This is a genomic window from Stenotrophomonas sp. PS02301 (assembly GCF_029959485.1).
Classification (GTDB): Bacteria; Pseudomonadota; Gammaproteobacteria; order Xanthomonadales; family Xanthomonadaceae; genus Stenotrophomonas; species Stenotrophomonas maltophilia_Z.
The window spans coordinates 1-17,112 of the sequence record NZ_JASCOO010000084.1; the positions used below are offsets into that span (position 1 = coordinate 1).

Sequence of the window (17,112 nt, forward strand, 5' to 3'; positions counted from 1 at the left end):
GGCTGGGGCGGTGGCGGGTTCGGTGGCGGCGGCGGGGGCTTCGGCGGAGGTGGAGGCGGCTGGGGTGGAGGGGGTGGACGTTCGGGAGGCGGTGGCGCCTCGGGAGGCTGGTGATGCGCTGGCTCCGGCACGTGTTTTCCCCGTCGGTGCGGCGCGCCTTCCCACCCGCACATCTGCAGGCGATCACCGATGCGATCACTGCCGGCGAGCGGCGCCACGGTGGCCAGGTGATGTTCGCGGTGGAAGCGGCTCTGCCGCTGGCCGCGTTGTGGCAGGGCATCACCGCACAGCAGCGCGCACAGCAGGCCTTCGCACAGCTGCACACCTGGGATACCGAACACAACAACGGCGTGCTGATCTACCTGCTGCTGGCCGACCATGCCATCGAGCTGGTCGCCGACCGCGGGCTGCGTGGGCGCATCGGTGAGGCGCAGTGGCAGGCGATCTGCGCGCACATGCAGCAGCGGCTGCGCGAGGGCGCGCTGCAGGAGGGCGTGCTGCTGGCGATCGAAGAGGTTTCCGACCTGCTGGCCGGGCACTATCCGCCCGTTCCGGGGTCACAGGATGACGGCCTGCCGGACACGCCGCAGATGCTGGGCTGAAGCCCGGCAACCGCGTGATCGGGGCCACCGCGAGGCCGCTCCCGGGCGGCGCTAGAATATCGGCATCCCTGCAAGGCATCGCCCATGATCTATTTCCACGACATCGACCCCATCGCCATCTCGCTTGGGCCGATCAAGGTGCATTGGTACGGCATCATGTACCTGCTCGGCTTCACCGCCGCCTGGTGGCTGGGGCGCAAGCGGATCGCGGCCGGGCGCCTGCCCGGGGTCGATGCCAACGGCTTCTCCGATCTGCTGTTCTACGCGATGCTCGGCGTGGTCGTCGGTGGCCGCGTGGGCTACATGCTGTTCTACGCCACCTCGGAATTCCTGCACAACCCGCTGCTGCTGTTCAAGGTCTGGGACGGCGGCATGAGCTTCCACGGTGGCCTGCTCGGCGTGCTGTTCGCCGCGTGGTGGTGGTCGCGCAAGCATCGCCTGCACCTGTTCGATACCCTCGATTTCATGTCCCCGCTGGTGCCGCTGGGCCTGGGCTTCGGCCGCATCGGCAACTTCATCGGCGCCGAGCTGTGGGGCAAGTACACCGATGGCACCTGGGGCGTGGTGTTCCCGAGCGGCCTGCCGGCGCCGTTGAACGGGCTGGACCTGGCCACGCTGAAGGCCGAGTTCGCCACCGGCGCGCTCAACCAGTACGCCCGCCATCCCTCGCAGCTGTATGAAGCGCTGCTGGAAGGCCTGGTGATGTTCGTGGTGCTGTGGGCCGTGTCGGCCAAGCCGCGCCACCGCTACGTCATCGCCGGCCTGTTCGCGCTGATGTACGGCATCTTCCGCTTCGCGGTCGAGTTCGTGCGCATGCCCGACAACGGCGTCTACCTCGCCTTCGACTGGTTCACCCGTGGCCAGCTGCTCAGCCTGCCGCTGGTGGCCTTCGGCCTGGTGTTGCTGGCGCTGTCGCGCCGTGCGCCGGTGCTGCAGCCGGTCCTGCCGGTCGCTACCGCGGGCGCCAAGGCATGAAGGCCTACCTGGAGCTGCTTGAGCATGTGCTGGAGCACGGCACGGAAAAGTCCGATCGCACCGGCACCGGCACGCGCAGCGTGTTCGGCTGGCAGATGCGCTTCAATCTCAATGACGGCTTCCCGTTGGTCACCACCAAGAAGCTGCACCTGCGCTCGATCATCCATGAGCTGCTGTGGTTCCTGAAGGGGGATACCAACATCGGGTATCTCAAGGAGCACCAGGTGCGGATCTGGGACGAATGGGCCGATGCCAACGGCGACCTCGGCCCGATCTACGGCAAGCAGTGGCGCAGCTGGGCCACCGCCGATGGCGGGGCGATCGACCAGATGCAGTGGCTGGTGGACGAGATCAAGCGCAACCCGGATTCGCGCCGGCTGGTGGTCAGTGCCTGGAACGTGGGCGAGCTGTCGCAGATGGCGTTGATGCCGTGCCACAATCTGTTTCAGTTCTATGTGGTGGACGGCAAGCTCAGCTGCCAGCTGTACCAGCGCAGCGGCGACATCTTCCTCGGCGTGCCGTTCAACATCGCCAGCTACGCGCTGCTGACCCACATGGTGGCGCAGGCGACCGGGCTGGGCGTCGGCGATTTCGTGCACACCCTGGGCGATGCGCACCTGTACTCGAACCATTTCGAGCAGGCCCGCGAACAGCTCGCACGTGAGCCGCGCGCGCTGCCGAAACTCTGGTTGAAACCCGACGTGACCGATCTGTTCGGTTTCCAGTTCGATGACATCCGCATCGATGGTTACGACCCGCACCCGGCGATCAAGGCCCCGGTGGCGGTGTGAGCAACACGCGCATGAGGCTCTCCCTGATCGCCGCGCTGGACACCGACCACGGCATCGGCCGTGACAACGACCTGCCATGGAAGCTGCCGGACGATCTCAAGCGCTTCAAAGCGCTGACCGTCGGCAAGCCGATCCTGATGGGGCGCAAGACCGCGCAGTCGCTCGGCCGTGCCTTGCCGGGCCGGTTGAATCTGGTGCTGACCCGCAGTGGGCAGGTGCCGTTCGACGGCATGCAGGCGGTGGCCTCGATCGAGCAGGCGCTGCAGGCAGCGGGCGCTGCGGGGGCCGAAGAGCTGTGCGTCATCGGTGGCGGCGAGATCTATCGTCTGGCCATGGCCCAGGCCACCGATCTGCACCTGACGTGGGTACAGACCACTGTACCGGCCGATACCCATTTCCCGCCGGTCGATCCGGCGCTGTGGGTGGAGGTGGCGCGCGAACACCACGCGGCCGACGAGCGGCACGCGTTCGCGTTCGATTTCGTGGATTACCGCCGCGCCTGAGCGCGCGCTGCAGGCAGGCCGGTCGTACTGACCGGCCTGCGGCTCATTCGGCGTCGCTGGTGACGTCGTTGTTCTGCGGCTGTTGCTGTTGCTCGGTGTTCTGCGCGGGCTTCGCACCACCGCCCTGTCGGCCCTGGCCGCCCCGGCCACGGTCGCGCCCCTGGCCTTGGCCCTGGCGCGGTGGACGCCCATTCGGCTGCGCACCCTCGGCAGCCGGCCGGCGAGCCGGCGGACGCGGCGCGGACACCGGCTTGGGCACATCGCGGCCCGGCACCTGCACCACGCGCAGTTCTTCGGTATCCAGCTGCAGTGCGGTGAGCTTGCCACCCCAGACCGCGCCGGTATCGATCGCATGCACCCCCTGGGTGATGGTCAGGCCGAGGGCGGACCAATGCCCGCAGACGATCTTCAGATCGCGCTCGGCGCGGCCCGGCACTTCGAACCAGGGGTACAGGCCCTGTTCCTGCGTACCCGGCGTGCCCTTGTCTTCGATCCCGATCCGGCCCCGCGGGGTGCAGTAACGCATCCGGGTGAACAGATTGATGATCGCGCGGGAGCGGTCGTAGCCGGCCAGCCCGGGGGACCAGCTGGGCTTGTCGCCATACATGTTGCGGAACAGCTTGCGGTAGCCGCTGCCGTGCAGCTGCTGCTCGACCTCGCGGGCATGCTTTTCGGCCAGCTGGGTGGTCCACTTCGGGGCCAGCCCGGCGTGGATCATCATCCAGCCCAGCTCGCGGTCCACATGGGCCAGCTTCTGCAGACGCAGCCAGTCCAGCAGCTCGTCGCGGTCCTCGGCCTGCACGATGCGCAGCAGATCCGGGTTGACCTTGCGCTGCTCTTCCTCGGTGCGTGCACCGACCGCGAGCAGGGACAGGTCGTGGTTGCCCAGCACGATCACGCTGCTCTCGCGCAGCGAATGGACCAGGCGCAGGGTTTCCAGCGACTGCCCCCCGCGGTTGACCAGATCGCCGCAGAACCACAGCGTGTCGACCGCGGGGTCGAAGTTGATTTTTTCCAGCAACCGCTGGGTGACGTCGTAGCAGCCCTGCAGGTCGCCGATGGCCCAGACACTCATGCGTGCGCCTCCATCAGTGCAGTGTGCGCGGAACGGTCAGGACGAACGGCGCGATGGGGGCGGCGAACTCGGTGCCGTCGTCGGCCACCATGTCGTAGTGCCCCTGCATCGTGCCGTGCTCGGTCTCCAGCATGACACCGGAGGTGTAACGGAAGTCTTCACCGGGGCGCAGCCGCGGCTGTTCGCCGATCACCCCATCGCCATCGACATGCTCGATGCGGCCATTGGCATCGGTGATCCGCCAGTGGCGGGCCACCAGCCGTGCCGCGACGCGACCCCGGTTGAGGATGCGGATCGTATAGGCGAACGCGTAGCGGCCGTCCTCCGGGGTGGACTGGTCATCGAGGAAGCGGGGGGCGACCTCGACGGAGATCGCGTAGTTTGCAGCGTCGTTCATGCAGGCAGTTTAGTGAATGTTGTGCACGATGAGATGAGTGCTGCCCAAGCTGGCAGCGCCCCCGTCATGGATGTCAGGCGGTTCCACGTGCGCGCGGCCGGTGCTGGCCACGAGGTGGCGCGCTCAACCTTGCGGCGCGTCAGCCTCGTACGGGACGTTGGCCAGCGCGATGAACTGCGCCACGTCCAGCTGCTCGGCGCGGGCATCGCTGCGCACGCCGGCCGCTTCGAACTGCTCGGGCGTGCACACGTTCTGCAGCGCGTTGCGCAGGGTCTTGCGGCGCTGACCAAAGGCGGCCTTGACCACATGGGCGAAGCGCTTGCGGTCCAGGATGCCGACCGTGGCCGGATCGCGCGGGACCAGCCGCACCACCGCCGAATCGACCTTGGGCGGCGGGCGGAACGCACCCGGCGGCACCACGAACAGCGAGGTCACCTTGCAGAACGCCTGCAGCATCACGCTCAGCCGGCCATACACCTTGCTGCCCGGATCGGCGGCCATGCGGTCGACCACTTCCTTCTGCAGCATGAAGTGCATGTCGGTGATCATCGCGGCGTGGTCCAGCGCATGGAACAGGATCGGCGAGGAGATGTTGTAGGGCAGGTTGCCGACCAGGCGGATCGGGCTGCCGGCGGCCAACTCGGTGAAGTCCACCTGCAGCACGTCGCGGTGGATGATGGTCATCTCGCCCAGCGGTTCGGCGGCGGCGGCCAGCGGGCCGACCAGATCCCGATCGAACTCGATCACGGTCAGCTTCGGGTGGCGGCGCAGCAGCGGCAAGGTGATCGCGCCCTGGCCCGGGCCGATCTCGACCAGGCGGTCGCCGTCTTTCGGGCTGACCGCCAGCACGATCTTGTCGATGTAGCTGCGGTCGGCGAGGAAGTGCTGGCCGAGCTGCTTCTTGGCAGGGCCGGAAAAACCGGGCGCGCCGGAGGAGGAATACGAAGAAGTCATGGCACCAGTGTACGTTGGCGCGCCAGCCGGGCACACAGCGCGGTGGCAGCGAGGAGGCTGGACGGGTCGGCCAGGCCGCGGCCGGCCAGATCCAGGGCGGTGCCATGGTCGACCGCGACGCGCGGGTAGGGCAGGCCCAGGGTGATGTTGACGGCCTGCTCGAAGCCGCTGTACTTGAGCACCGGCAGGCCCTGGTCGTGGTACATGGCCAGCACCGTGTCGAACCCGGCCAGCTTGGCCGGCAGGAAGGCGGTGTCGGCCGGCAGCGGCCCGGCCAGGTCCATGCCCTGGGCGCGCAGGCGCGCCAGCAGCGGGATGATCAGGTCCAGTTCTTCGCGCCCCAGATGACCGTCTTCGCCAGCGTGCGGGTTGAGCCCGAGCACGGCGATGCGCGGCGAGGCCAGCCCGAAATCGCGCTGCAGGGCGTCGTGGATGATCTTCAGGGTGAGTGCCAGGCCATCGGCCGTGATCGCATCGGCCACCGCGCGCAACGGCAGGTGGGTGGTGGCCAGGGCGACCCGGACGATGTCATTGGCGAGCATCATCACCACCGGGGTGCAGGCCTGGTCGGCCAGCAGTTCGGTGGTGCCGCTGTAGGCGATGCCGCCCTCGTTGATGACCGCCTTGTGCACCGGGCCGGTGACCACGCCAGCGAGTTCACCGGACAGGCAGGCCTGCCCGGCCTGGCGCAGTGCGCCGATCACGGCCCCGGCGTTGGCCGGATCCGGCGTGCCGAAACGCGAGGGCACGGCATTGGGGACCGCGCGCAACGGCAGATCGCCCGGCTGGCGGGCGATGGTGTCTTCAGGCAGGAGCTGCAGGGGCAGCGACAGCGCAGCGGCGGCAGCCTGCAGCGTGTCCGGGTCGGCGAAGGCCAGCAGCCGGCAATCGGTGCGCGGCTGCTGGATCAGACGGAGGCAGAGCTCCGGGCCGATCCCCGCCGGCTCGCCCGGTACCAGCGCGAGCTGCGGGAGCATGGATCAGGACTGCGGCGGCGTGGTCGCCGCGGCACCCGGGGCATAGCCGCGCATATCCACGTAGGCTTCGCCACGCAGTTCCTGCAGGAAGCGGTTGTACTCTTCCTCCAGCTTGCGGCGGCCGATCGTTTCACGGATCTGGGCGCGCTGGTTGTCGGTGGTGGCATCGGTCTGGCGCGTGGCGACGCGCTGGACGATGTGCCAGCCGGCATCGGTACGGAACGGCGGGCTCACGCCGCCGTCGGTGATGCCCTCAACCTGCTTGCCGAAATCCGGGCCGAAGGCATCGGCCGGGAACCAGCCCAGATCGCCGCCCTGGCCCTTGCTGTTGTTGTCTTCCGAGGATTCCTTGGCCACTGCATCGAACTCGGCGCCGCCGGCGATGCGGGCACGCAGGGTGTCGATCTTGGCCTTGGCCGCGGCATTGTCCTGCTGGTCGGTGATGCGGACCAGGATATGACGGGCGTGGTATTCGGTGATGGTGTGACCGCCGTCAGCGGCCGCGCTGGCATCACGCACCTCGACCAGCTTCAGCAGCTGGAAGCCACTGGGGCCACGCAGCGGGCCGACCACGTCGCCGGACTTCATCTCTTTCATCATCTGCGCGAAGGCATTCGGGATTTCATCCAGCGAACGCCAGCCCAGGTCGCCGCCTTCCAGCGCGTTGGGGCTGTCCGAATAACGGACGGCGGCAGCGTTGAAGTCGATCTCGCCCTTGTCCAGCAGCGCCTTGACGCCATCGGCCTTCTTCTGGCCGGTGGTGATCTGCTCGGCGGTGGCGCCTTCCGGCAGGCCGATCAGGATGTGGGCCAGGTGGTACTGGGTGCCCACGGTGGCCTGCTGCTTGAGCGCGCCATCCACTTCGCCCTCGCTGACGGTGATGCGGCTCTGCGCGAAGCTCTGGCGCAGGCGCTGGACGGTGATCTCGTCACGCACCGAATCGCGGAAATCGTTGAAATCCAGGCCATCGCTGGCCAGACGCTGGCGCAGGGCATCCAGGGTGGAGCCGTTCTGCTGGGCGATGGCGTTGATGGCCTGGTTCAGTTCCTGATCGCTGACCTTGATGCCACTGCTCTCGGCACGCGCCACCTGCAGCTTCACCAGCACCAGGCGCTCGAGCACCTGGCGGCTGAGCACATCATCGGGCGGCAGCTGGTTTTCACGACCGGCGTACTGGGCCTTGATGTTCTGGACGGCGCGGTCCAGTTCGCTCTGCAGCACGACGTCCTCATCGACGATCGCCGCGATGCGGTCCAGCGGCTGACCCTGCTGGGCCAGCACCTGCAACGGGGCCGTCGCGGAGGAGACCGCCAGCAGGGAGGCGAGGAGTACGGGAAGGGTCTTGGTCATGGGATCTGATTCGGATCGTAGTCGTCGCGGGCTGCACCGGTGTTGCTGGGCGGCACCAGATAGAGGTCGTCTCGGTAGTACCCGAGAATAGCACGGCGCAAGGTGCGGTCCGTGTTCTGGCCGATGGAGCTCAGGCCCTTGAGCACGAACTCGATCTGGAAGGAGTTGTTGAGTTCACCTTCGCGATTGCGCACGTAGCGGCGGGCGATGGCGCGAACGGCCAGACAGCAGCTGTCCCACTGCACGCCACCGATGATTTCCAGCGGGGCGCGGTCCTGGATGGAGTAGTAATAGCGTCCGACCAGGCTCCAGCGCTCGTTCAGCGGGTACAGGAAGGACAGGTCGGCCTGCTCCAGCAGCGTCCGGTCGCGGCGGGTCGCCGTGGTCGAGGCCTGGGGATTCAAGCGGCTGCGGTAGGTCAGGTTGACGATGCCGTCGTTGGACATGAGGTAGCGCGCGCGCACGCTGGCCAGATCCTCACGCTTGTACTTGGGATCCCACTGATAGGTGGCACCCAGGGTCCAGCGGTCGTTGATCATGTAGTTCGTATCGGCGATCCAGGCCGACTTGCCCTGCTCGACCGGCGTTTCACTGCTGTTGAGCGTGACCCGCGAATCATCGAAGTACAGGATCTGGCCGAGGCTCCCCGAGAAGCGCTCTTTGCCGGTGTCCTGGTCGATGAAGCGGGTGCTCACCGCCATGGTCAGCTGGTTGGCGTCATTCTGGCGATCGGCGCCGGAGTAGCGCGAATCGCGGAACAGCTGGCCCCAGCTGAAGGTGAAGTCACGCGTATCGAACACCGGCAGGTCGCTCTGGTCGCGGTAAGGCGTACGCAGGTAGAACAGGCGCGGTTCCAGTGTGTGCAGGAAGCGGGTGTCGCCGATGGTGGTCTCGCGGTCGAAGAACAGGCCGGCGTCGATGGTGCCGATCGGCAGGCTGCGGCTCGGCGAGGTGTTGCCGCGCAGCTGGTCCGGGGTCGCGGTGGCCGGATCGATACCGGCCGCGATCAGGTTCTGCCGGCGGATGTCATCGGCCAGCCCGCGCTCCAGGTCATACCCGGTGTAGCGGTAGGCCAGGGTCGGGGTGACATACCAGGCCGCGCCGCTGAACGGCATCGAGACATACGGCTTGACGTCCAGGCGTGAGCCGCCATCCACGGCGCGTGACACGCCGGTGCGCTCGTATTCCTGTTCCACGCCGAACTTCTCGTGCACGTCCAGATGGGTGAAGTTCACCGCTTCGGCATACACGCCGGTTTCCAGCCACGGCAGCAGCGGCTTGTCCCAATTGACGAACAGGCGCGGCTGGCGGGCATACGGCAGGGACGTTTCGGTCAGCGTGTAATCGGTGAGCTGCCAATAGTCGGCCATCAGGCCGCCGGTCCAGTTCTCACCGGTACCGTAGATGCCGATCTGGCTCTGCAGGTTGGAGGTGGTCACGCCGAGCAGCCGGTTGGAGAAATCCTCCAGATAGCGCTCATCGCTGACCCAGGCCAGGCTGGCACGGGCCTGCCAGTTGGCGTTGATGTTGTGGTACCCGCTGAATTCCACGCGGCCGCGATCTTTGTCGCGCAGCTTGTCGTTGGGCAGGTAGGCGGTCAGCAGCTCGCCGCGGCCGCCGTCGTAGAGATAGCGGAATTCGTTGTCCAGCATGAAACCGCGCTTGCTCATGTAGCGCGGCATCAGCGTGTCGTCGAAGTTCGGCGCCAGATTCAGATAGATCGGCTGGGTGTAGTCGAAGCCGTTGCGGCCGGACAGGCCGATCTGCGGGTAGAGCAGGCCGGTCTGGCGGCGGTCGTCGATCGGGAACTTGAAGTACGGCGCCCACAGCACCGGCACCTTGCCGATGCGCAGCACCGCGTTGCGCGCCGTGCCGAAGCCGGCGTCGTTATCGACCTCGATCTGCGGTGCCGAGAGCTTCCACACCGGCTGCGAGGGATCGCAGGTGGTGTAGGTGGAGCGATGCATCTGGCCCACCGCGCCCTGCAGGTCGATTGACTCGGCACCGCCATTGCCCCGGCGGGACACCAGCTGGTACTGGATGTCGCTGATCTTGTGGGTATCGCTTTCCTGGTTGCCCTCGGCACGACGGGCCTTCATCCGGATCGAGGAGTCCTGGTAGCGGACGTTGCCCTCGGCGACGTAATTGCCGCTCTCGGTATCGAAGCTCAGGTTGTCGGTCCCCAGGAACTGGTCGCCACGCTTGAGCGCGACATTGCCCTGGTAGTTGGGCACCACGGAGGTACCGGAAAGTTGGTCACCCTCGATATCGGTCGGCTGCTGGCCACGCGTGGCGGCCGCGGCTTTGTCGGCCTTGGGCGCATCGTCGAACACGGGCAGCACGTCGGTTACCGGGCACAGGCCCCAGTTGACCGGCTTGTCGTCGGCCAGGGCCGGCAAGCAGATGGCGATACTGAGGGGGAGAGGCAGCAGGCGGAGGGCTCGGCGCACGCGGTATCGGATTCGGGAGAAAACGGATCGTAGCTTGCCCCATCCCTTGCATAGGGGCAATGAAGGTCGCGCCGATGCAGGGGGCCGGGTTCATTCGCAACCCGGGCCGGGCCGCCTCAGCGCAGCTCGCCGACGTGCGCCACGCTGCACTCGGCCAAGGCCTGCAGGTCGTATCCGCCCTCGAGCATGGAGACGATCCGGCCGGCGCCGTGGCGGCGGGCGAGCCCGCGCAGCTCGGCGGTGATCCAGGCGAAATCCTCGGTTTCCAGCATCAGGTCGGCCTGCGGGTCGCGCATGTGCGCATCGAAGCCGGCCGAGATCAGCAGCAGCTGCGGGCGGAAATCATCGATGGCCGGCAGCATCTCGTCGGCCCAGGTGTTGCGGAAGCGGAAGCCGCCGCTGCCCGGGGGCAGCAGGATGTTCATCAGGTTACCGGCCCCACGGTCGCGGCGAAGGCCGGAATTGGGGAACAACCCGGCCTGGTGGGTGCTGTAGTAGGCCACCCCGGGATCGGCGATGAAGATGTCCTGGGTGCCGTTGCCGTGGTGCACGTCGAAATCGACGATGGCGATCCGCTCCAGTCCATAGCGGTCGCGGGCATAGGCCGCGGCGATGGCGATGTTGTTGAACAGGCAGAAGCCCATCGCCGTGTTGGCGCTGGCATGGTGGCCCGGCGGGCGCACGGCGCAGAACGCGACCGGGTCTTCGCCGAGCATCACCGCATCGACCGCCGCCACGCCGGCACCGGCCGCGTGAAGGGCCGCACTGGCCGAGCCGGGCGAGGTCATGGTGTCCATGTCGATCAGCCGCAGCGGCTCGGTCTGCGGCGTGAGGACCAGGTCGATCAGTTCGCTGTCATGGACCCGGGCCAGCTCACCCAGCTTGGCCGGGGGCGCCTGCCGCCAGTCCAGCTGGTCCGGATAGGCCGCCTTGAGCGCATCGAGCACGCCCTGCAGGCGCGCCGGGCATTCGGGGTGGCCCCGGCCGGGATCGTGTTGCAGACAGGCGGGGTGGGTGAAAACCAGCATGCGGGCAGGATATCCGGGTGGGGCGGCAGGGCCGCTCAGGCGTGGCGGCGCTCATGGCGCCAGAGCACCTCGCCGTGGCCGTCGGCGCGGGCCAGCACGCGCGCGAGCACGAACAGCAGGTCCGACAGGCGGTTGAGGTAGTGCAACGCTTCCGGGCGGACCGTCTCCCGGCGCGCCAGCGTGACCGTCTCACGCTCGGCCCGGCGCACGATGGTGCGGGCCAGGTGGCAGCGGGCGGCCGCTTCGCCACCGGCCGGCAGGATGAATTCCTTCAACACCGGTAGATCGGCGTTGTAGTGGTCCAGCTGCTGCTCCAGCGCCTGGATGTCGGCGGCGTGGATGGCGGCATGGCCGGGAATGCACAGCTCGCCGCCCAGATCGAACAGCTGGTGCTGGATCACCGTCAGCAGGGCGCGGACGTCGTCGGGCAGCGGTGCCGCGAGCAGCACCCCGAGCGCAGAGTTGGCCTCATCGACCGTACCGTAGGCGGCGACGCGGGCGTCGTCCTTGGCCACGCGGCTGCCATCGCCCAGCCCGGTACTGCCATCGTCACCGGTGCGCGTATAGATACGGGAAAGGCGGTTGCCCATCGGGGAGCCCTGCCGCGCTCAGTGCAGCACGTCGCGGCGCGCCTGCAGCAGTTTGCCGACCTGTTCGGTCGCCAGCTGCAGGGCGGCGGCCAGGCCGACGTAGACCGCGGCGGTGCGCAGGTAGGGCAGGAACCAGTCGCTGTAGTTTTTCGCCCAGCCACCGAGGGTGGGGGCGGCCACGTTGTCACTGGTCCAGTAGAAGCCGCCCTGGGCGAAAAGATGGCAGACCGCCACCGCCGCGACCAGCAACAGCGCGCCCTTGCCCAGCGCGGCCCAGGTGGCACCGTGATAGCCGCCGCGCAGCAGCATGCCGCCGCCCCACATGGCGAAGTACGCCGGCAGCAGCATCCAGTAGCCGGGGGAGACGCAGTAGTGCTGCCAGAAATCCAGGCCACTGCGGCGGATCACGATCCAGTCGACCACTACCGCCAACGCCATCAGCAGCGGGAACGCCCAGCGGGTCCACTGGCGCAGGTAGAAGCCGCCGATGAAGAACACCGCCCAGGACGCATCCGGAATCGCCGCGAAATGATTGACCCGGGTCGCCGCCATCAGCAGCACGAGCACGGACAGGACGAAGGCGCGTTGGGCAGTGGAGGTCATGGCGGTGACGGGTAAGGGCAGGCATTCATTCTAGCGCCTGCTGCGGCAGCCCGCCGCACGCCGCCGGAACGGGCGAACCCTTATCATGGCGGGCATGAGTGAACGACATGATGTAGTGATCGTAGGTGGCGGGCTGGTCGGTGCCAGCCTGGCCATTGCCCTGGACCGTGCCGGCCGCGATGTCGGCCTGGTCGAGGCCTCGCCGCTGGGTACGCTGCCGGCGGTGTTCGACCAGCGCAACCTCAGCTTTGCTGCGGCCACCGTCAATGCGCTGACCGCGCTGGGCGTGATGCAGGCGCTGGCCGCTGCGCCGGGCGCGATCACCCGTATCCATGTCAGCCGTGCCGGCGATTTCGGCCGGGTGCAGATGGAGGCCGCGCAGTACCAGCGCCCGTGGTTCGGCCAGGTGGTCGTGGCCCGCGATTTCGGCCAGGCGCTGGAGGCGCGGCTGCAGACGCTGACCCATCTGACCCGCTATCGTCCGGCCCGGTTCGTGCGCCTGGGCGCCACGGTGGACGGCTACCGCCAGGTGTTCATCGCCGATGACAGCGGTGAGCGCTGCCTGTCGGCCCGCCTGGTGGTGGGTGCCGATGGCACCCGCAGTGGCGTGCGCGACGCGCTGGGCATCGGCGTGGACGAGCATGATTTCCGACAGACCCTGTTTGTGTCGCGGGTGCGTGCCGCCCGTGCGCCGGACGGCACCGCGTACGAGCGCTTCACCGACACCGGCCCGACCGCGTTGCTGCCACGGGGTGATCGTCACTTCGGCGCGGTGCACGGCGTTGCCCGCGATCAGGCCGAGGCGGTGATGGCGCTGGACGATGCCGGCTGGGTGAGCCGCCTGCAGAGCGCGATCGGCTGGCGTGCCGGCCGCCTGCTGGAGAGCGGGCCGCGCAGCGCGTATCCGTTGATCCAGGTGTTGTCGCAGGCGTTGGTCGGCGAGCGCGCCGTCCTGCTTGGCAATGCCGCGCAGACCATCCATCCGCTGGGCGCACAGGGCTTCAACCTGGGCCTGCGCGATGCGCTGACCCTGGCCGAGCTGGTCGCCGAGGCTGACGATGCCGGCAGCGATGCGTTGCTGCGCGAACATGTGGCACGACGTCTGGAAGACCGCGAGCAGACCATCGCCTTCTCCGGCGGTCTGGCACGCCTGACCAGCAACCCGGCGCCACTGATGCGGCCCTTGCGGTCGCTCGGCTTGCTGGCTGCGCAGGCGACGCCGATGCAGTCGATGCTGGTCGGCGGCGCGATGGGCTTCCGTGGCCAGGTGCCGGCGCTGTGCCGCGGAGCCGGCCTGTGAGCCGGCGCCCGCAGGATGTGGTGGTGGTCGGCGGCGGCGTGGTCGGCGCGGCCTGTGCCTTGGCGTTGGCCGATGCCGGGTTGACGGTGACGCTGGTCGAAGGTCGCGAGCCAGCCGCCTGGCAGCCGCAGCAACCGGATCTGCGCGTGTATGCGTTCGCGCCGGACAACGCCCAGCTGCTGGCCGCGCTCGGGGTGTGGCCGGCGGTGACTGCCGCACGCGCCTGTGCCTACCGCCGCATGCGGGTCTGGGATGCGGCCGGCGGCGATGAACTGCGTTTCGATGCCGATACGCTCGGCCGCGAACAACTGGGCTGGATCATCGAGAACGATCTGCTGGTGGACCGCCTGTGGGCGGCACTGCCCGCGGCCGGCGTGCAGCTGTGCTGCCCGGCGCGGGTGGAAGCGCTGGAGCAGGACGCCAACGGGGTACGCCTGCGCCTGGACGACGGCCGTCGGCTCGACGCGTCGCTGGCGATCGCCGCCGACGGGGCCGAATCCACCCTGCGCCGCCTGGCCGGGCTGGAGGTGACCCGCCAGGATTACGGCCAGCGTGGCGTGGTTGCCTACGTGGATACCGAAAAGAACAATGAAGCCACGGCGTGGCAGCGCTTCCTGGTGACCGGCCCGCTGGCGGTCCTGCCGATCAGCGCGCAGCGCAGTTCGATCGTGTGGACGCTGCCCGAGGCCGAGGCCGAGCGCGTGCTGGCACTCGACGAGGCCGCCTTCGGCCGTGAGCTCACCCATGCCTTTGCCGGGCGGCTGGGGGCGATGACCCTGGCCTCCAAACGCGCGGCCTTCCCGCTGCGCCGCCAATTGGCGACCGGCTACGTCGCTGGCCGCGTGCTCGCGCTCGGCGATGCGGCGCATGTGGTGCATCCGTTGGCCGGGCAGGGCGTCAATCTGGGCCTGCGCGATGTCGCCGCGTTGCGGACGATGGTGCTGGCCGCACAGCAGCGCCGCCAGGATTGGATGTCACCGCACCGCCTGCAGCGCTGGGCACGCGAGCGCCGCAGTGAAAACACCGTCGCTGCGTACAGCTTCGATGCGATCAACACGGTGTTCTCCAATGATGAGATGCACCTGACCCTGGCGCGCGGTCGCGCGCTGGGCTGCGCCGGCAAGCTGCCGCCGCTGGTATCGATGTTCTGGAAACGCGCGGCGGGGCTGTGACCGGCGCGCTCAGTCGATCAGCCAGCCGGCCAGATCGGCGCGATCCAGCGTGCCGCGCCGCTTCACGTCCAGCGCGTTGAATTCATCGGCCAGCGCCGGGTTGGCCTGCGCCTCGGCGCGGCTGATGAAGCCATCGCCGTCGACATCCAGCGCCGCGAACGCGATGCGGTACTGACCGACCACGCTCACCGGCTGCACCGAACGCACCGTCACCGCGGCTTCGCCGGCCGGTGCGGCCAGCGTCACCTGATGGGTCACCTCTCCCTGCGAGAGCGGCTGCGCGCGCACGCTGGCCGGCACCTCGCGCAGCGGTTCGCTGACCGCCGGCGGCGGGGTGCGGACCTGGGCCAGGGCGAGCGTGGGCAGCAGGGACAGCAGCACGGTGAGGCTGGATATGCGTCGCATGGGAACTCCGTATATCTGAGGTGGGGGCGCCGGGTGCCCGGCGGTACCGGTGGTGCGCGTGGGTCAGCGCAGCGGCGAAGCCAGCACCGTGATTTCTTCGCGGTCGTGATACAGCTGCTTGGCGCGCAGGTGCAGCGGTTTGCCGGCCTGCTCCTGGAACAGCTCCAGGCACAGGCGGGTTTCATCCCAGCGCTTTTTCATCGGCAGCTTGAGGTTGAAGATCGCATGCTTGCACCAGCCCTCGCGGAACCAGGTGGCCATGCGCTCGGCCACGCGGCGCGGCTGTTCGACCATGTCGCAGACCATCCAGTCCAGCGGGGTCTCCGGCTGCCAGTGGAAGCCATCGGCGCGCAGATGTTCAACCAGGCCGGTCTCCAGCACATGCTCGCGCAACGGGCCGTTGTCCACGCTGATCACCTTCACGTGCTGGCGGGTCAACACCCACGTCCAGCCACCCGGTGCAGCGCCCAGATCGGCCGCGCGCATGCCCGGCTTGACCAGCAGCTCGCGCTCTTCCGGCGTCATCAGGGTGAGCAGGGCTTCATCCAGCTTCAGCGCCGAGCGCGAAGGCGCATCGGGCAGCAGCTTCAGGCGCGGGATGCCCAGCGGCCACGGCGCGCTGTCGCGGGTATCGGCCACGCACACAAACGCATGGCGACCATCGACGAACACGATGTGCAGGCGCGGCAGGCCGGTGTTCGGCTTGTCGGTCAGCAGGCCGGCCTTGCGCAGCGCCGGGCGCAGTGCATTGCCGAATGCGCGGGCCAGGCCGGCCAGCGGCTTGCCTTCATCCGAGTCCGGATGCTCGACCCACATGTCGCCGAAGCGTTGCTGCCCCTGAAGCGCGGCAATGATCGGGGTGATGCGGTCGGCGGCATCGAGCTGCGGCAGCTCGGCCAGCACCTGCAGCTTCTGCCGGGCGAAGATCAGCGAGCGCCAGGACAAGGCCTTGGACAGCGCCGCACCTTCCTCGGTGACGAACACCACGTAGCCGTCATTGCGCTGGGTGCGCGCATAGCCGGCCACGTTGGCATACGCCGCGCGCTCGGACAGCTCGGCGGCCAGTTCCGGTTCAAAGCCCTGGCGGCACAGACACAGCAGGCCGCTCATCGCATCGCGCCCGAAGCGCGGATATCAGTAATGGGCACCGTTGATCTCTCCGTACTGGCGCAGGACCGCGCGTGCAGCGTCGCGCTCGATGTCGCGCACGACCTCGATGCCACGCGTGTTGAGTTCGCCGATCCAGTCCGCCGGCAGCGGACCCTCGTCGAACGGGGTCAGTTCTTCCACGTCCTGCGCGCTGGCACCGATCAGCAGCCGATCGATACCGGCCCAGATGGTGGCGCCGTAACACTGGCAGCACGGCTGGGAGGAGGTCGCCAGGGTGATCGGCGACAGCACATCGTTCAGGCGCGGGGTCTGCAGGCGTTGCTGGGCCAGCATGTAGGCCATGTTCTCGGCGTGCGCCAGCGAGGTCGTATGCGGGACCACGCGGTTCACGCCGGCGGCGATCACACGATGGTCCGGCCCAAACACCACGGCGCCGAACGGGCCACCGGTCTGCGCCTCGACATTCAGGCGCGACAATTCGATCGCCAGCGCGACCTTGTCGGCATCCTCGGGATAGACACGGCCCAGATCGATCTGGTCGTGGATCCAGGCGGGCAGGGTGAGATGGACTTGCGCGTACAGCATCGGGACATGAACCTCTTCAAAGATGGCGCAGCGGCAGTGTATCGGGCCGCGCGTAGGGATGCCGTGCCCGCGCTGAACACGGCCACGCGCACGCCGGCGCAGGGCTGCGCCGGTCGCAGGGGAGCTGGAGCGCAGGCCCTGCCATGGCAGGGCTGCGCAGGTGAGATCGGGCGGCCCGGGCCTGGCCCCCGCCCGGGGCAGCTTACCCCGCCCACGTATCGCGCAGGGTCACGCAGCGGGTGAAA

17 protein-coding genes and 1 pseudogene are annotated in these 17,112 nt (G+C 68.3%); 6 read left to right on the forward strand and 12 right to left on the reverse strand.

From position 1 onward, the window contains the following. The first annotated feature begins 113 nt into the window (after positions 1–113). The 4 genes from QMX81_RS16520 (at position 114) to QMX81_RS16535 (ending at position 2,871) form a co-directional block, all read left to right on the forward strand. Positions 114–602 carry a TPM domain-containing protein gene (locus QMX81_RS16520; RefSeq protein ID WP_282263113.1) on the forward strand — a complete coding sequence of 163 codons (489 nt, stop codon included), beginning with the start codon at positions 114–116 and terminating at the stop codon, positions 600–602. An 84-nt stretch (positions 603–686) separates the two neighbouring features. Then, the gene (gene lgt / locus QMX81_RS16525; protein WP_282263115.1) at positions 687–1,577 is read left to right on the forward strand and encodes a prolipoprotein diacylglyceryl transferase; all 891 of its coding nucleotides are present in this window, start codon (positions 687–689) and stop codon (positions 1,575–1,577) included. Beyond that, positions 1,574–2,368, forward strand: a complete 795-nt coding sequence (locus tag QMX81_RS16530) for a thymidylate synthase (protein ID WP_282263117.1) — start codon at positions 1,574–1,576, stop codon at positions 2,366–2,368. The genes lgt and QMX81_RS16530 overlap by 4 nt, the downstream gene beginning before the upstream one ends. A gap of 11 nt (positions 2,369–2,379) precedes the next feature. Further along, a complete protein-coding gene (locus QMX81_RS16535; RefSeq protein WP_121042788.1) occupies positions 2,380–2,871 on the forward strand; it encodes a dihydrofolate reductase in 492 nt (163 codons plus the stop codon). Positions 2,872–2,914: 43 nt separating this feature from the next. Here the strand turns inward: QMX81_RS16535 and QMX81_RS16540 are convergent, their stop codons facing one another. The 9 genes and pseudogenes from QMX81_RS16540 to QMX81_RS16580 form a co-directional block, all read right to left on the reverse strand. Further along, complete coding sequence (locus QMX81_RS16540; RefSeq protein WP_282263119.1) at positions 2,915–3,946, reverse strand: symmetrical bis(5'-nucleosyl)-tetraphosphatase; 1,032 nt, start codon at positions 3,944–3,946, stop codon at positions 2,915–2,917. Positions 3,947–3,959: 13 nt separating this feature from the next. Next, complete coding sequence (gene apaG, locus QMX81_RS16545; protein ID WP_121042792.1) at positions 3,960–4,343, reverse strand: Co2+/Mg2+ efflux protein ApaG; 384 nt, start codon at positions 4,341–4,343, stop codon at positions 3,960–3,962. Positions 4,344–4,466: 123 nt separating this feature from the next. After that, complete coding sequence (rsmA, locus tag QMX81_RS16550) at positions 4,467–5,297, reverse strand: 16S rRNA (adenine(1518)-N(6)/adenine(1519)-N(6))-dimethyltransferase RsmA (protein ID WP_121042794.1); 831 nt, start codon at positions 5,295–5,297, stop codon at positions 4,467–4,469. Then, positions 5,294–6,274 carry a 4-hydroxythreonine-4-phosphate dehydrogenase PdxA gene (gene pdxA, locus QMX81_RS16555; RefSeq protein WP_282263120.1) on the reverse strand — a complete coding sequence of 327 codons (981 nt, stop codon included), beginning with the start codon at positions 6,272–6,274 and terminating at the stop codon, positions 5,294–5,296. The genes rsmA and pdxA overlap by 4 nt, the downstream gene beginning before the upstream one ends. 57 nt (positions 6,275–6,331) lie before the next feature. Next, positions 6,332–7,624, reverse strand: a pseudogene (locus tag QMX81_RS16560) (peptidylprolyl isomerase); the annotation flags it as partial. Continuing rightward, a complete protein-coding gene (gene lptD, locus QMX81_RS16565) occupies positions 7,621–10,074 on the reverse strand; it encodes an LPS-assembly protein LptD (RefSeq protein WP_121042800.1) in 2,454 nt (817 codons plus the stop codon). The pseudogene QMX81_RS16560 and the gene lptD, both read right to left, overlap by 4 nt. 116 nt (positions 10,075–10,190) lie before the next feature. Next, complete coding sequence (locus QMX81_RS16570) at positions 10,191–11,102, reverse strand: histone deacetylase family protein (RefSeq protein ID WP_152154479.1); 912 nt, start codon at positions 11,100–11,102, stop codon at positions 10,191–10,193. Positions 11,103–11,137: 35 nt separating this feature from the next. Beyond that, the gene (locus QMX81_RS16575; RefSeq protein WP_152154477.1) at positions 11,138–11,692 is read right to left on the reverse strand and encodes a cob(I)yrinic acid a,c-diamide adenosyltransferase; all 555 of its coding nucleotides are present in this window, start codon (positions 11,690–11,692) and stop codon (positions 11,138–11,140) included. An 18-nt stretch (positions 11,693–11,710) separates the two neighbouring features. Further along, positions 11,711–12,295 (reverse strand): hypothetical protein, encoded by a 585-nt coding sequence (locus QMX81_RS16580; RefSeq protein WP_121042805.1) that lies wholly within the window; start codon positions 12,293–12,295, stop codon positions 11,711–11,713. 94 nt (positions 12,296–12,389) lie between these two features. Here QMX81_RS16580 and ubiH point away from each other — a divergent pair, with 94 nt between their 5' ends. Further along, positions 12,390–13,595 (forward strand): 2-octaprenyl-6-methoxyphenyl hydroxylase, encoded by a 1,206-nt coding sequence (ubiH, locus tag QMX81_RS16585; protein ID WP_282263125.1) that lies wholly within the window; start codon positions 12,390–12,392, stop codon positions 13,593–13,595. Next, on the forward strand, positions 13,592–14,767 hold the full coding sequence (locus QMX81_RS16590; protein ID WP_282263127.1) for a UbiH/UbiF family hydroxylase: 1,176 nt from the start codon (positions 13,592–13,594) through the stop codon (positions 14,765–14,767). The genes ubiH and QMX81_RS16590 overlap by 4 nt, the downstream gene beginning before the upstream one ends. Positions 14,768–14,776: 9 nt before the next feature. On the opposite strand, the gene QMX81_RS16595 is transcribed toward QMX81_RS16590, so the two are convergent. From QMX81_RS16595 to QMX81_RS16605, 3 genes are all read right to left on the reverse strand, one after another. Further along, complete coding sequence (locus QMX81_RS16595; protein WP_121042811.1) at positions 14,777–15,172, reverse strand: EF-hand domain-containing protein; 396 nt, start codon at positions 15,170–15,172, stop codon at positions 14,777–14,779. Between the two features lie 63 nt (positions 15,173–15,235). Then, a complete protein-coding gene (gene rlmM / locus QMX81_RS16600; RefSeq protein WP_121042813.1) occupies positions 15,236–16,282 on the reverse strand; it encodes a 23S rRNA (cytidine(2498)-2'-O)-methyltransferase RlmM in 1,047 nt (348 codons plus the stop codon). A gap of 24 nt (positions 16,283–16,306) precedes the next feature. Then, the gene (locus tag QMX81_RS16605) at positions 16,307–16,867 is read right to left on the reverse strand and encodes a nucleoside deaminase (RefSeq protein ID WP_282263133.1); all 561 of its coding nucleotides are present in this window, start codon (positions 16,865–16,867) and stop codon (positions 16,307–16,309) included. Between the last annotated feature and the right edge of the window lie 245 nt (positions 16,868–17,112).